Consider the following 15,643-nt stretch of genomic DNA (forward strand, 5'->3'; position numbering starts at 1 on the left):
GAAAACTTCCCAATAATTAACAAGTACCATCAAAATTATTAGGGGGTTTTTGTATTGAAAAGAAAGAGAGCACAACTATTTCATAAGTATTTTGAAGAATGGATTGAATTATACAAAGTAGGATCGATTCGTTCGATTACGTTGGAAAAGTATTATATGAGTTTGCATTGGGTAACTAAACTAGCACCTGATCTAAAAATTGGAGATTTAGATAGACGAAGTTATCAAACGCTATTGAATGCTTATGCGGAAGATCATGAAAAACAGACAACGATGGATTTTCATCATCAGATTAAAGGCGCAATCTTAGATGCAGTGGATGAAGGGATACTGACTCAGAATCCAACCAGAAAAGTCATTATTAAAGGGAAAACACCTAGGGAAAAGAAACCTAAGTTTTTAAATCAACATGAGGTCCAATTATTGTTACGTGAATTAGATTTGAAACCGGAAATAAACTGGGATTGGTTTATTTTACTGGTAACAAAGACAGGATTACGTTTCTCTGAAGCATTGGCACTCACGCCTGATGATTTTGATTTCTTTAATCAAAAGATAACTATTACAAAAACCTGGAATTATCGAAACTCTATTGGAGATTTTCAACCTACTAAAAATGCCTCCTCAGTTAGGAATATCCAAATGGACTGGCAATTAGCCATGCAGTTCTCGCAATTGGTTAGAGAATTAGAGATAGATAAACCTATTTTTGTAAAAAAACGTGTATTTAATTCTACGATAAATAATCGATTGAAAGTTTTGTGTACAAATGCAAGTGTTCCAGTCATTACAGTCCACTCTTTAAGACATACACATGCTTCATTGCTATTATTTGCTGGTGTATCGATTGCTAGTGTAGCAAAGAGACTTGGTCATTCGAGTATGACGACGACACAAGAAACATATCTGCATATCATTCAAGAATTAGAAAATCAGGATAATGATAAGATTATGAGGCATTTGGCGGCATTGGTATAGAAAAAAGGCGCTGCTCGGCGCCTTTTTATATAAACATTCTTTGTAGGAAAGATTCTTTTAATTGTTTGAGGTTATATACCTTATTTTTATGAAGCGCGATAGTATCGTCAAGTTGTTTGAAGAAAGTACCGATTTTTTGTTGTTCCATAGGGTTAGGAAGGACAATTTCTGTTTCCAAAATATTTTTATTGTAGAGTCGTTTAATTGTGCTACCTTCTAATCCTTGCCATTTAACAACGCTATAAAACTGCTTCAAAAATGAATCAATTAAACGATTATCATGTTTCAGCCATACAATATTCGAATCTTGAAAATATTCGTCAGCTCCTGTATATTCAACAATTCTTCCAATACTGCCTGAAGCAGAAATTAATAAGTCACCTTCTTTAGGATACGGGTATTTATTTCTATATTCATCAAACAATTTTTTTGATATAAATGCGTCAGGAGCAGATCCGAAGGTACCAATTTTATAAAAGGGGATATCCCCTCTTTCAGATGTTTCTTTCTTAAAAATACGCTTATTCATAGCAACAGTACCAAGATCCCCCAACTTACGCTGTTCCCACTCTTCACTAAAATCAGCAAATCTCAACTCAGGAACATTCCCTTGATTGACAAACATCTTTTGCAAAAAAGCTTGTTTCAACAGTTTTAGCTGCTCTAGTTTACGCTGATGAAGAGCGATAGTGTCGTCGAGTTGTTTGAAGAAAGTGCCGATTTTTTTTTGCTCTTTCAAACTTGTATATAGTAAGTTCACTTCTTTCAAATCCGAATTATGTAAGTGAACAACAGATTTTCCTTGAGCGCGTTTCGACATTTCTCTCTGTTGTGATCCATTTGAAATTGTTAAAGCCAAAAATATAGGATTAATATTCACGTTCGGTCGAATAATATTAAGATCACCCCCAAGTATCAGCCCAGCAGTATCGATTACTGATGCTCTCGATATATCTTTAGCACTTTCACCAGATGCGGGAACTATTACTTCGTTTCCTTCACTAATAACTGACTTTTCTTTCTTTATAACAAAAGTGTCAACATCGTTAATGACAGTTTCATACTTTGTATAGAGACGACCATAAAGAACAATTGGATCCCCAGACTCTTGTAGATCATTCTTTGTATAGCCATTTCCTTTTGAGAAAGCAGCTAAATTGCCAAGCTTACGCTGTTCCCAATCTTGATCAAAACCATCAAACCGCAATTTCGGTGCTTTCTTTTCTCCCACTATTCAAACACTCCTTTTGCAGCTTCTATCAAATCTTTGGTCTCAGGAGTGACGGCTAACTCGTTTAACATAGAAAGAAACTCTGACTCTGCTTGTTTGATTTCAGCATTGATTTTAGTAATTTCTTGACTCACTGCTACGATATCAATCGGCTCTTCTTCTTCGAAAGTATCTACATAACGAGGAATATTTAAGTTATAGTCATTTTCTTTAATTTCTTCTAAAGTTGCCACATGCGCATACTTTTCAACCTCTTTACGTTGAACGACCGTTTCAACAATTTTTTCCACATCTTCTGACCTTAATCGTTTCTGATTTTTCAGTTTTTCGAAGTCTTTACTTGCATCAATAAACAGAATATCCGACGCTATACGATTTTTTCTTAAAATTAAGACACAAACAGGAATAGATGTATTTAAAAATAGCTTATCAGGGAAACCGATCACGGATTCTATTTGATGTCGTTCAATCAAAGCTTTACGAATGCGACCTTCTGCTGCGCCCCTAAACAACACGCCATGAGGTAGAATGATTGCCATTCGTCCATTATCTTCTAAATGATATAAACAATGTAATAGAAAAGCATAATCTGCCTTGGTTTTCGGGGCTACACCATATTCACGCCATCGGGGATCATCTTCACGATCTTTACTGTTCCAATGGGCAGAATAGGGTGGGTTCGCCATGACTGCATCAAACATACGAGGATTATCTCTACCATCAACGACACCATCTGGCCAGTCACTTTCTAGTGTATCTGCATGGTTGATGCTGATATCATTATATTCCACACCGTGCATCATCAAGTTCATTCGCGCTAAACGATAAGGCGTTGCATCCTTTTCCTGTCCGTAGTATTTGATCATTCCACGATTATGGGAATGCTTCATAAAACTCGCTGTAGTCAATAACAATGATCCTGAACCAACAGTTGGATCGTAGATGGAAAATTTCTCCTCCTCTTCTCTACCGTGGGTCAAAATTCTTGCCATAATGGTTGAGATTTCTTTTGGTGTATAGTATTGCCCCATATCGGAAGCCAATACTGTAGCAAACTGTGCTACCAAGTATTCGTAAATATCTGAGATGGCATCATCGCCACCCGACAAATCAAACTCTTGGGCTGATAGTAACTCAATCATTGAAATCATTACGCTTGCACGTGCTTGTGCATTTGCCCCTAAATCAGCACTATCAAAGCGCATCCCGTCGAAGATCCCTTCAAAATCTCCCTTTGCTTCCAATGCTATTTGTTGATTAAAGTGTCCAAACGTATCAGTCATCAAACCGATATTAAACTGATCTTCATCAATCGCAGCTTTCCAATCAGAAAAGAAGTTGCCAGGTTGAATGGCATAACCTAGATTTCGCTTCATATAGTCTAGACTTTTCGCCGGATCTTGGGCATAAATTTCTTCCCACGTCTTTCCCCGTAAAACCCCTTCTAACCATTTTGTCGCCTTTTCAGATAAGTATTTATAAAACAAAATACCAAAAATATAATCTTTATAGGCTGTTAAGCCAATTTGTCCCCGGGTTTGATTAAGCATCGCCCACATCTTTGTCTGCTGTTCTTTCGATAATGCCATCTGTGCTTCTCTCACTTTCTACTTATAAATCAATTTTTAAACCCTTCAAAAAAGGACATTAACGCGTCTTCAAATTCTGAAGCTTCAAAGAAACCAATATTTTCTTGATCTTCGATACGGTTAACTATCTCATGGAGTTTTGGATTTTCTATCAACGAATGTCCTGGCATATAGGTATCGTATGCCTCTAAAATCATATTACTATTCACATTCTGGTTGGCAGCCCATCGACGTATTTTGAGTTCACGGCGTTCTGTTCGATATTTCTTGCGCGTATTTTGCAGCGATTCTGTTGTAAAATGTTTTGTAATTTCTCCTGCTTCAATATCTTGAACAATATCCTTAATTTCTTGACGATTCTCATCATCCAACGGCGTAATATGTTTTTCAATTGCTTCTTTGTTGGTTGTGCTTTTGTCATCTATAAAGGTATTCAGTAATTCAACCAACATGTCATAATCAATAATTTGATGATTATAAAACTCAAGCCCAACTTTAATCTCTGTTAAATCTGGACGATCCTTTTCTGGTAACCGTTCACGAGCATCATTTAGCCTTGCCTGCAACGCACCAAATTCCTCACTACTAGAGATATCCAAACGAACCATCTCACCTGTTGGTTCTCTTTTATCGTCTAATAGCTCTATTTCACTTCCCAACTCATATCCTTGTTGAACCAAGCGTTGAATTTTATTTTGCGTTGCAAGTCCTAGATTGACGAATTCTTTCAAATCATTTTCTCCGCGGGGTGTTTTGCCAAATTGCGCATCAGACAGCTCTTTTAAGCGAATAACAGCACGCTCTAAATCAAGTATCTGATGGCTTTGCGGTTTTGCCAAGATGTCATCATTTTCCAAATCTTTGGTTTCTTGCTCTGCTGTTTCTTGTTCCGCTTCTTCTAAGGTATCATTTCCACCTTTGGTATAAATGCGTAATGCATTTTCAACATATTCTTGCATCTCATCCCCTTGACGATAGAAACGGACTTTTCCATGGGGTTTACTGTTGCGATTGTATGTCCGATTCGTTCTGGACATTGCCTGAATCAACATACCTTCTTTAAGCATCTTATCCATATAGATCATATTGACAAACTTAGAATCAAAGCCCGTCAAAAGTTGGTCTGAGACGATGACCAAGTCTAATCGGTCTTCAGCTAATCCTTTATTATACGGTTTTTTTCGTGCCAAACGTTTCGTGATATCCAGCATATATGCACGAGCAGGATCTTTGGCATCTAATATACTTGGCACATTGAATTTCGCTGTATAATCATGAATGGCTTTCTTTAAAGACTCATTAAGTTCCTTCGTTCCTTGCTCATTGGACTCATCACGAGAGAAAGTCATGGCTACATTGAGATGAGGTGCCTTCTCTTTAAAAATATTGTAGTAATGTGCTACCGCTTGTTTCCCAGACACAGCCAGCATCGCTTGAAACACATTTTCTTCTCTGATTCCTGATACCAAAGCTCCACTTGAGGTCTTCTTCCAATTTTCAAGAATGTCTTCTACTACTTCATGTCTATACACGGCACTTTGGTAAATCTCTTTTTCGTAGTCTTTCTCTGAAAAATCATCGGTAGGATTTTCGATTACCCAATGCGGCCGGAAATAAGTTATATCGAAACCAAGCACATTACCATCACCAATTGCATCTTTGATTGAGTACGTGTGCAGCCGCTTGCCAAAAATATCATGGGTTGAAATCTCACGTGATGTTTTGATATCGTTTAATTCATCGGAATAAAAATTCGGTGTTCCAGTAAATCCGAACCACGTCGTCTTCTTGAATGCTTGCTTGATCAATTGTACTGACTCACCGCTAGCACTGCGATGGGCTTCATCCATAATGATGACATTCCAATCCTCATTCTTTAAGCCATTTTTAACTGCCTTAGTTAATCCTTGCACGGATATCAACAATATCTGTGAAGCACCTCTATGCTTCAAAGCCTGTTTTAGTTCCCGACCATTCACCTTTTTAATCCGTTGTTTAAAATGGATATAAGCAAAATCTTTGAAATTCTCTAATGTCTGATCAATTAGATCAACACGGTCAACAATGAATAGCACGTTTCGGATCCTTGGCGCGGATGCCAAAAGTTGTGCCACTTTAAAAGAAGTGACTGTCTTGCCAGATCCGGTAGTATGCCAGATATAGCCGCCTTCTTTTTGAATTAAACCGCTAGTTTCCATTTCTTTCATACGTTGCAAAATTTGACGTGTCGCTTGAATTTGATAGCTGCGCATCACCATCAAATTATCATTTGATGCATCGGGAATCATATTTACAGTGATTAATCGATGCAACGCTGGTATCCCCATTACTTGATGGACAAAAACAAAAGCATCCGTTATATCATTGTTTTTTTCATCGCGCCATCCAAATACATAGGTCTTATTATAATGTTCAAATGCATTCGGTCTCGCAAAATAGTGAGCGGAATGTTGACTCAAAATAAACTGAACTTGAACAAATGCGAATAACCCTTGGTATAAACCATCACCGTGATATCCTTTTAATTGCTCAAAGGCACTCCACTGATTCTGCAAATGCTCATCTTTTTCTTCGATATGTGCAACAGGTATACCATTGATTAATAATGCAAGATCAATGATGCGTTTAGTAGTTAACCCTTTAGGCAATTCGGTAAAATTGATTTGACTAACTACCTCATATCGCGAACGTCCCCCTGCGACATCATCTTCATAAAAAATTTCAATTTCAATATTTGATCCATCATCTCTTGTTAGCGGAATTGATCCAACGCCACCCGAGCCAACCAATAGCAACTGCGCATCATAAGGTGTCCGAATGCGTTGTAATTCTTGCAAGATTAAGCCGAATTCAATATCAGATAATGGTATACCATCCAACTTATGCGCATTTGTTTCATTTAAGACTTCTCGCCAGTGCTGTTCAATTTTTTTGATGCTGACATTAGACAAATCTTCTCGATAAGTCCACCCTTCAGCTTCAAGTTTTTTAATCAATGCTGCTTCAAACTTTGCTTCTGCCACCTACATCTTTCCTTTCACATTATCTAATTTTTAAAGTTGCTTTTTTTTAAACTCATGCTGATTTACTGCGTAAGTTTAATATAGTCAATATGATTATATCACGGTTCAATGCTGAACTTTTGAGATATTTCTGAAAGCGTAGTTTATTTTAATTGCAGTTTTACTGACTCGAATTTTGACAATTGATTATGATGCGCATTATGCGTATAATGAAAATACAAAGGAGTTACCCTTAAGTTGCTAAAGCAACTTGGACTGCGCTAACTCTTTATCAAAAATCAAAGGAGTCGATACAATTGTTAAAAACCTATCCAGCTATTTTCCACACCGAAGAAATCGGCTATTCTGTGACATTTCCAGCATTCAATGGCGGTACACAAGGCGATTCATTAGAAGAAGCAATGGAAGAAGCCAAAGATTTCTTGTCTAGCATCATTGCCTATTATATAGATGAAGATCTGACCTTACCCGATGCTCCCGATATCCGCGCCATCATTTTGGCGGATACCAACGATTTTGTGACCTTGATCCAAGCAAATCCTATGCCTTACATTCGCGGAAACAAAACGATTCGCAAGAACGTGACGATTCCAGAATGGTTGGCAAAAAAAGCTGAGAAAGAGCAGATCAATTTTTCTGAAACTTTGACTGAGGCGCTTTATAAAAAGTTTGGCTGATATGTCATCTAATCGACCAAAAAAACAGACCCACCATAGTGATGTGGTCTGCTTGCATTTTTCATACGCTATTGTTTGGCATACCCGTTTCCGTGGCCTGGCGTATAACTTTGTGCTTCTGTTGCAGTAATCAATGTAAAGTTACTAGGAATCTTAACTTGTCCATATGTCTTACCACTTTCAACCTTCAAAAATTTATATCCGTCAGGCGCTTGATACCATTCCCCTACCAATGAAGGTGGAGGTGTGGATTGATTCGAACCTGTTTGGTTACTGCTGGCTTGATTTGCTTCTTCCGCTGCTTTGGCTTGAGCGGCTTGCTCTTTTTCTTGTTTTTCACGTTCAGCCTGTGCCGCTGCTTCTGCTGCTTTTTTCTTGTCAGCGATTCGTTTGTCACTGCTTGTTTTCGCGTTGGTATACTGATCGTCCAAATCTGTGAAACCTGTTTTTAAATTTCCAGGTGTGTAGTCTTTCAACACTAAACTGTCTTCTAATTGAGTTTTCGCAGAGGTCAGTTCTGTTTTCTCCTCGTCGGAAAGATCGCCATTGCTCAGGAGCGATTTGGTTTCGTTGATCAGAGATTTCGCTTTGTCTGCATATGATTTGAAATCTTTAGCAGTAGCTGCTTGCTTCTGACTGATCGTTTCGATCAGCTTAGATGACGCCTCTTGTCTATCAACTACAGCTTGCTTTACATCCGCATCTTCAAAAAATTGTTGATTGTCTGCTTTATTTTGGTTCAACTCTTTTTTTTCACTATCTGACAGATAGGGTTTCTTTAACAGTGTATCACTAGATTCGTTATCTGCCTTGAGTGTATCAACTAGATAAATCAGTTCTTTTTGATTATCTGTGACTGCTTCCGTCAGTGTCTTTGCTTCATCAGCTAGTGCGCGGACTGGTGTGATTTCTTTTGTGTCACTCACTGTCTGATACTTCTCTACTAGGTCTTTGATTTGGTCTTGGTCTGCTTTACTTATAAATGCTTCATCGCTTTTTTCAACTAAAGTGTCGATTTGTATTTCTACTTGTCCTAGTTCGGTTTGAATCGTATTGGCTTCCATAGAAGCGACACTTTGCGAAACCTGTGAAACTTGTTCTTCACTTTGCGCAATCAGCGCCAATAAGCCTTGTCTGTTTTGACTATTTTTTGCTTGCGCAAAAGTTGAAAGTTCATTTTTTAAAATACTTTGCTCATCTGCTGAAATAAATTCAGATTCGAGTAATGTCTTTATTTTTTGTTCTTGTTTTTCTTGTTGATCATATACTTCTTGATAGGCATTGGCATTTGCAGAAGTCGCAATGATCCCCGTCATTGAAAATGCCAATACAATCCCTAATAACTCTTTTCTTAATTTCATCCTCATTCTCCTATTAAACCAACTCTTTATGACGATTCGTATCCAACGCCCGATAGGTATCAAAAGAGATTTCCCCATTCTCTTCATCACCAGTCATTTCATTCAAAAACAGATAATAGGCTCTGAGTTCATCTATTTTCCCATGAAAATCTCTACGTATTTCTTTGTCTTGCCATTTTTTATCATCGGCTAGCCAAGCAAATAAGTCATTTGCCTCATCCATTGGCAGTTTATTCAGTTGCTGATCAATAAAAAAGACGAGTGCTTCTTGTTTTGATAAGGTCGGATTTGTCTTTCGCAAGTATTTTTTCAGTTGTGGATAGGTTGCCGTTTCAACCCGTGTTTTAGTAGCATAAAAAAGAGCGATACCCATTCCTGCCAAGTAGATCAAGAAAGGACTGATTCTAACAAGATCTAAATAAACAATGATGCTTGCCAAAACAATCAACCCCATCGATACTGCGACAACTTTCCTCTGATAGTCTTTTTGTTTCTGATAGCCATTCATAATATCTTGATACTCTTTCATTTTTTTACCACCCTATTTTTATTTACTAACACTATTATGATAGGCTTTACTTTCAGTAGTGACAAGAAGAAAATGGTTATTTATTTATATTTTTTATCAAGTGATAAAACAAGAGGTGAAAGTAAAACTTCCACCTCTTGTTTTGCAATCACTATCTTCATTTGTTCTTTTTGATCCATGCGCAAAATGGTTGCTCTATTCATTTGCATACATGTTACCTGAACTTGACTATCGTAATCAAGATTTCAACATCATATGTCTATCCACATACATCCGAATCCATCCCAAACACCCAACGACAAAGCAAGCCAAAAACAGCCAAAACCCAGAATCGATGGCAATCCTACCATTTGCCAAAAAAGATTGTGTGCCGATTATCGTATCCCGAATATACAACGTCAGACCCAAAATACCTAGAACAGTCACAATACCCAAGACACCATACCGTTCTTTTTTCGATTCATTCCATGCGAATAGACTTTCTGTGATGATTTGATACCCAAAGATGATCATCCCCACAACACCAATAACAAATAATGCAAATTGAGTGGTGTCTCTGAAGTAATTGGGTGCCAAATATAATAACAGACCACCAACAGTCAAACCTAACTCATAACTCCTGCTTTTCAACTTTAATTGTCTTTCATCATAGGTCTTTTTTCCAAGTCGTGCCCCGCGTGTCAGCCAAAGCATCAAAGCCAAAATGAGATAAAAGACAACCAGAAAGATTAGGCCAATATACCACTTACCTAACCACGCAAATACCACTAGATTACCAACGGTCCAAATCATCAGCACAATTTTTTGGATGATATCCGAACGAAAATGTTTCATTTAGCATTCCCCCCAGTCAATCTAAAAATATCCTCGATAGGCAATTGAAAATAATGAGCAATACGTAAAGCGAGTTCCAAGGATGGATTATACTTATTGGTTTCGATAGCATTGACGGTTTGCCTAGAAACACCGAGGATTTCAGCCAGTTCACCTTGTGATAGTTTAGCTTTTTCACGGATCATCCTTACTCTATTCATAACGGGCATTGCTTTTCTCCTGTCAAGTTTACTTTACAACTAGTGTATCATAATAGAAGGATTAGTGTAAAGGCACCTTTACACTAAGTACGCGTCTTGCGACTTCATTTGATACTCTTAGACATAAAAAAAAAGCGTGACGAAAGCTACTACTTCCATCACGCGTATCATTGACTTTTTGGAACCAACTGCCCGAATTTCTCTGCTATTTTTTATGATGCTGCAGCAAATCAGGTTTCATATCCAACATCGAATAGCCTTTCACATCATAGCGATTGCGGCTATACGAGTAATCGATTGGTCGGCCAGATTCTAAATAAATGATCTGCTCCAATTCCAATACTGGGTCATCTTCTTTGCAATCAAGATAAGCCTGATCGTACTGATCGCTTTTTGCTGCTTGAAAGGTCCGATAAGCGCCGGCAAATCGATGGCCTAAGTCTTGCAAGATGTAATCATAAACTGAGTCTTCCAAAATATCTTTGGTCAACCCACGCACCAAATCGACAGGCATATACGAGTGCTCAAGTATGTATGGATTTCCCTCAAGAACCCGCAGTCTGATGACATGATAGACAGGTTGTTCAGGCGTTACCTGCAACATCTCTTGGATCCTAGTCGTAGGAAAGCAGACTTCAAATGTAATGACTTGACTTGTCAACTGCCGCTTTTCTTGTTTCATTTGGTAACTTAACCCTTTGTATTCTGTTACTGAAGATGTATCTTTGCCTGCAAAAGAATGGTTCAACACCTTCGTCCCGGATCCTCGTTTCGTCAGCAGCAGCCCTTCCATGATCAGTATATTGACTGCATTCTTGATTGTCATGCGACTGACACCAAATTCTTCCACCAGCTCTGTTTGATATGGCAACAAGCTGTCTTTTGGGTAGGTCCCATCTTTGATTCTTTTACGCAGTACATCTGCAATCTCCAAATACTTCGGCATCTTTGCCACCTCCGAAACGGTTTCCTATTTTTTTCCAAAACGACTAAAAAAGAACCGGCTTGACGATAGCGTGTCAACACCTGCTGCAACTTGATTTGTCACACAATGAGGTGGAGATGCACACTTTACTCGCAGCCGGTCAATCTGTTTTTTTCTTTATTTAGCTGAAATGAACTATTTGTTTATTCTGCGTTTTTCAAACGACGTGTTTCTTGAATTTGCGCCATTTTAACAAATGGCAGGTAAATGACAACGGATAAGATCAAGTTGACTGCTGCTAGAATACCACCAGCAATACTTTGTGTAGACAAAATACCGCCGATAATCGGTGGTGTCGTCCATGGTGCAATCACGGTAGCCGCAGGAACAAGCCCGGTGGCCGTTGCGAAATACGCTGTTGTGACTAGAACCAATGGTGTCAACACGTATGGAATGAACAAAATCGGGTTCAGCACAACTGGCAACCCAAACATTACAGGTTCATTGATCATGAAGATACCTGGCGCAACTGACAATTTTGCCACAGTCATATACGCTTTATGATGACGAGCAACTAAGAAAATCGCAATCAATAAGCCTAATGTTGCACCTGTACCGCCGATATTGACGAATGAATCAAAGAACGGTTTGTTGACGATGTAAGGCAGATCAGTTCCAGCTTGCAATGCTTTTGCATTGGCTTCGATAGCTGGTACATTGATCGTTTGCATAAATGGATCGATGATATTGGCACCATGTAAACCAAAGAACCATAAGAATGCAGAAATGAAACCTAACAATAGCGCTGCTGGATATGAATTTGCCAATCCCATAAATGGTTGTTGCACCAATTCATAGAATGAAAGAACGATGCTCGTCACACCAAGCGCTTGGAAAATTGCGGTAAACAAAGCAAAGATCGACACTGTGATCATTGCAGGGAACAAAGCCGCAAATGAACGAGACACTGCAGGTGGCACCCCATCAGGCATATTGATGACCAAACGTGGATTGCCTGCCAAACGACGGAAAATCTCAGTTGAAATAATTGCAACGATCAAAGCCAAAAATAATCCTTGAGAACCTAATCCAGCTGCTGTCAGCAAGCCATCAGCATCGGTAGCAATTGCACCCAAAGCGAAGAAACTTGCTACTGAGATAGCGCCGGCACCTAATGCGTCTTGATTATAGCTCTTAGCTAAATTATACGACACCGTGAAAGCGATTAAAAGTCCTAGTATTGAAAAAGTACCAGCTGATAAATTGTTCCCAAATGCCTGCCACGTACCTTCTCCGAAAATCCCATTCATGAAATCAATATATGCAGGAATTGGCAAATTATTGATCAATACCCCAAATGATCCTAAAATCATCAATGGCATCGTCACAATAAACCCATCCCGAATTGCAACCAAATGTCGTTGAGACCCAATTTTAGAAGCGATCGGAATGAAATGCTTCTCCATAAATCCTATAAATTTATCCATTATTTTTCTCCTTTCAAACCCTTAACAAAATAGTGAAACCGATTTCTAATAAAGAATAGCATGGAAATATTTCCATGTCTAGTCTTTTCTTTTTCGAAATCAATCTTTTTATTAACCTAGCTTATCATTTGATTAGAGTTACTTTTAAAGATGCCGAAACAGATTGTTTTAGCTAACCATTGCAAAAAAGCCATCAGAGAGAGAACTATTCCTCTGATGACTTAAATCCTTTACAATGATCACAATAGCGATAAAACAACATCACATTGCAACGCATTGATTTCAATTAACCTGTTCTATTCATCCAGCAGCCAATCTGCAATATAAATAATGGGGATTCCATCAATTTGTTCAACCTCATAATAGCGCCCAGTCAAAACAATTTTTTTATAGTTGTCTTTAATATTGAGTAAATTATCTGTTTCACGCGTATTGTGAGGTAATTGATAAGCAACTTGAACATAGAGTGTCTCATCTAATTTTCGCGCAATAAAATCAATTTCTTTTTGCTCTATTTTACCAATATCAACATGATATCCTCTGCGAAGCAGTTCAACATACACAATATTTTCTAAACGATTACTGTAGTTGCCATCTTTTCGTCCCACCGCATTTCTTCTCAGCCCTGTGTCCACTATAAAGTACTTGCCATTCGTCCTTAGATACTCTCGACCGCGTATATCATATTGTTTTGCACGATAAAATAAATACCCGCTCTCCAATAAATCTAAATACCTATTTACTGTGTGACTAGTGGTTTCAATCCCTTCACTCTTCAATGTATGAACGATTTTACTCGTGTTCACAAGTTGTCCAACATTATCTGCTAAAAATCGAATCACTGATTTCAAAACAACAGGGTCCTTTATGCCGGCTCTTAATGCAACATCATTCAAAACAATTGTATCAAATATACCTGATAGAATCGTATCTTTGATTCCTTCTTCCGCAATCACAACGCTTGGGAATCCGCCATACTTTTCATACTCTTCGTAGGCTGGATCCACTTTTCTTGAATCAGGATGGATCTGTTTTACCGCTAAAAACTCTTGGAAGGACAAAGGATACATAGGGTTTTCAATATAGCGCCCACTTAAAAGCGTTGCTAATTCGCCAGAGAGCATTTTGGCATTCGAACCTGTAATCACAATGTCACTATTAAAACTCACTCGAACGCCATTGATAACCCGTTGCCAGCCATCGACTACTTGGACTTCGTCTAGCAACAAATAGACTTTTTTCCCATCTTTAGGCAACAGTTCCTGGAACTTTTCCCGCAGCTTCTCCTCTGTCGTAATGGTTTGGTAGTCAAAACTCTCAAAGTTCATGTAAATGATATGATCATCCGGAATGTCCTCTTGCTTTAAATATTCTTTGAATAAAAGTAGTAGAACAGACTTCCCCGAGCGTCTGACACCTGTAATCACCTTAATAAAGTCAGTGTCTTTAAAGTCAATGAGCCGTTGAAGATATGTAGGCCTTTCAAACATCCATTTCCACCTCGTTTCTAAACATCATTTTATATTAAATTTTATCATTATTTGAAGTTAACTTCAAATTTATGTCGTAATTACGTTTTAATGAAGTTTAGTTAGCATTTCTTTCCTCTTTTGGTTCAGATTTTCACGTTTCTAACGAAAGAGTCAATCAAAAAAGCGCCCATTGGTGCTGTGATCAATATGGCGAGTACGGACACGGTGAGTATCATTTCTCCAGCTGGCAAGCCTAATGACAGCGGAACTGAACCAACAGCTGCTTGTACAGTTGCTTTTGGTAAATATGCAATCATACAAAACGATTTTTCTTTTAATGTTAATCTTGTTTTGGACAGAGAAAGAAAGACACCACTCATGCGTATTGCTGCTAAAACTAGAATCAGAAGTATCGGCATAAAGCCTGCAGCTATGGCATAGTCTATATTCACACTAGCGCCCACTAACACAAAAAGAAATATTTCTCCAATGTTCCATAAATAATTGAATTTTTGGGCTAGCCTTTGTGCGACTATTTTGTTTTTATTTAAAATAATGACATTGATTCCTAGTACACTAAGCATTCCTGAAAAAGCCACGAGACCTGCTAACCTAGATTCTACAGCCATAAATAGCAGCGAAATTGATAGAAGAAGCAGTACTTTCATCGAGTCGAAGATGCGATATCTTTTAAATAACCATACGAGCAAGTTTCCAACGACCAGACAGGCAAGTGTGCCTAAAATCATTGAAACTGGAATATCAATCAACTGCAAAAATGCGCTATCAGCACTTTGATGCAACCCTAACAATGATGAGAAAAGAACGAGAACAATAACATCTTCAACTGAAGCACCTGCTAGAATAATTTGCGGCACACTATGCTCTTTCCCATAGCCTTTCCCAATACATTGAACCATACGCGGCACAATCACTGCAGGTGAAACTGCTGCGATAATACTCCCCAGTATAGCTGACTCCAGAAGTGACAAACCAATCAAAAGAGGCGCAAATAGCATTGTGCCAATGATTTCAATCATTGCCGGCACAAAACACATGCGTATTGCCGGACCTCCGACATGTTTAAAATCAGAAATATTCATGGCTAATCCTGCCTTGGATAAAATAATGATCAAAGCAATCGTTCTTATTTCTGATGACCTATTTAATAAGTCGTCCGATAATACATCCAATGTGAATGGACCCAAAAATATACCTATACCTAAAAATCCTATCAATGGCGGAATATTTACTTTTTTACATAAGTGCCTGACCACCAAACCTACAAGTGTGACGAATACTATACTACCTATCATCATTTCCTCCTAAAAAAAATG

General features: G+C 38.2%; 13 protein-coding genes. 2 read left to right on the forward strand and 11 right to left on the reverse strand.

Going from position 1 to position 15,643, the window contains the following annotated elements; all coding sequences use genetic code 11:
* Window positions 1–54 precede the first annotated feature (54 nt).
* Window positions 55–978: a site-specific integrase gene (locus ACYVRS_RS10320; RefSeq protein ID WP_461203310.1), complete on the forward strand. Its 924-nt coding sequence runs from the start codon at window positions 55–57 to the stop codon at window positions 976–978.
* Between the two features lie 25 nt (window positions 979–1,003).
* Here ACYVRS_RS10320 and ACYVRS_RS10325 read toward each other — a convergent pair whose 3' ends face one another.
* Genes ACYVRS_RS10325 through ACYVRS_RS10335 form a run of 3 tightly spaced genes read right to left on the reverse strand, consistent with a single transcriptional unit; the run spans window position 1,004 to window position 6,821 of the window.
* A complete protein-coding gene (locus tag ACYVRS_RS10325; RefSeq protein WP_461203311.1) occupies window positions 1,004–2,209 on the reverse strand; it encodes a restriction endonuclease subunit S in 1,206 nt (401 codons plus the stop codon).
* Complete coding sequence (locus tag ACYVRS_RS10330) at window positions 2,209–3,798, reverse strand: type I restriction-modification system subunit M (RefSeq protein ID WP_461203312.1); 1,590 nt, start codon at window positions 3,796–3,798, stop codon at window positions 2,209–2,211. Before ACYVRS_RS10330 ends, ACYVRS_RS10325 begins: the two co-directional genes overlap by 1 nt.
* Before the next feature lie 29 nt (window positions 3,799–3,827).
* Window positions 3,828–6,821 (reverse strand): DEAD/DEAH box helicase family protein, encoded by a 2,994-nt coding sequence (locus tag ACYVRS_RS10335; protein ID WP_461203313.1) that lies wholly within the window; start codon window positions 6,819–6,821, stop codon window positions 3,828–3,830.
* Window positions 6,822–7,117: 296 nt separating this feature from the next.
* Here ACYVRS_RS10335 and ACYVRS_RS10340 point away from each other — a divergent pair, with 296 nt between their 5' ends.
* On the forward strand, window positions 7,118–7,498 hold the full coding sequence (locus ACYVRS_RS10340; RefSeq protein ID WP_461203314.1) for a type II toxin-antitoxin system HicB family antitoxin: 381 nt from the start codon (window positions 7,118–7,120) through the stop codon (window positions 7,496–7,498).
* 68 nt (window positions 7,499–7,566) lie between these two features.
* On the opposite strand, the gene ACYVRS_RS10345 is transcribed toward ACYVRS_RS10340, so the two are convergent.
* The 8 genes from ACYVRS_RS10345 to ACYVRS_RS10380 all read right to left on the reverse strand — a co-directional run bounded on the left by ACYVRS_RS10345 (window position 7,567) and on the right by ACYVRS_RS10380 (window position 15,622).
* On the reverse strand, window positions 7,567–8,859 hold the full coding sequence (locus tag ACYVRS_RS10345; protein ID WP_461203315.1) for a hypothetical protein: 1,293 nt from the start codon (window positions 8,857–8,859) through the stop codon (window positions 7,567–7,569).
* A 13-nt stretch (window positions 8,860–8,872) separates the two neighbouring features.
* Window positions 8,873–9,388: a hypothetical protein gene (locus tag ACYVRS_RS10350; protein WP_313540069.1), complete on the reverse strand. Its 516-nt coding sequence runs from the start codon at window positions 9,386–9,388 to the stop codon at window positions 8,873–8,875.
* 237 nt (window positions 9,389–9,625) lie between these two features.
* Window positions 9,626–10,222 carry a hypothetical protein gene (locus tag ACYVRS_RS10355; protein ID WP_312497660.1) on the reverse strand — a complete coding sequence of 199 codons (597 nt, stop codon included), beginning with the start codon at window positions 10,220–10,222 and terminating at the stop codon, window positions 9,626–9,628.
* Window positions 10,219–10,431, reverse strand: coding sequence for a helix-turn-helix transcriptional regulator (locus tag ACYVRS_RS10360; RefSeq protein WP_054115920.1), 213 nt, complete (start codon window positions 10,429–10,431; stop codon window positions 10,219–10,221). The genes ACYVRS_RS10355 and ACYVRS_RS10360 overlap by 4 nt, the downstream gene beginning before the upstream one ends.
* Before the next feature lie 196 nt (window positions 10,432–10,627).
* Complete coding sequence (locus ACYVRS_RS10365; RefSeq protein WP_054115919.1) at window positions 10,628–11,368, reverse strand: GntR family transcriptional regulator; 741 nt, start codon at window positions 11,366–11,368, stop codon at window positions 10,628–10,630.
* 182 nt (window positions 11,369–11,550) lie between these two features.
* Window positions 11,551–12,834, reverse strand: a complete 1,284-nt coding sequence (locus ACYVRS_RS10370) for a PTS sugar transporter subunit IIC (RefSeq protein ID WP_054115918.1) — start codon at window positions 12,832–12,834, stop codon at window positions 11,551–11,553.
* 296 nt (window positions 12,835–13,130) lie between these two features.
* Window positions 13,131–14,324 carry an ATP-binding protein gene (locus ACYVRS_RS10375; protein WP_461203316.1) on the reverse strand — a complete coding sequence of 398 codons (1,194 nt, stop codon included), beginning with the start codon at window positions 14,322–14,324 and terminating at the stop codon, window positions 13,131–13,133.
* Between the two features lie 125 nt (window positions 14,325–14,449).
* The gene (locus ACYVRS_RS10380) at window positions 14,450–15,622 is read right to left on the reverse strand and encodes a cation:proton antiporter domain-containing protein (RefSeq protein WP_461203317.1); all 1,173 of its coding nucleotides are present in this window, start codon (window positions 15,620–15,622) and stop codon (window positions 14,450–14,452) included.
* Window positions 15,623–15,643 lie beyond the last annotated feature (21 nt).

It is taken from the genome of Enterococcus salsurae, from assembly GCF_054784955.1.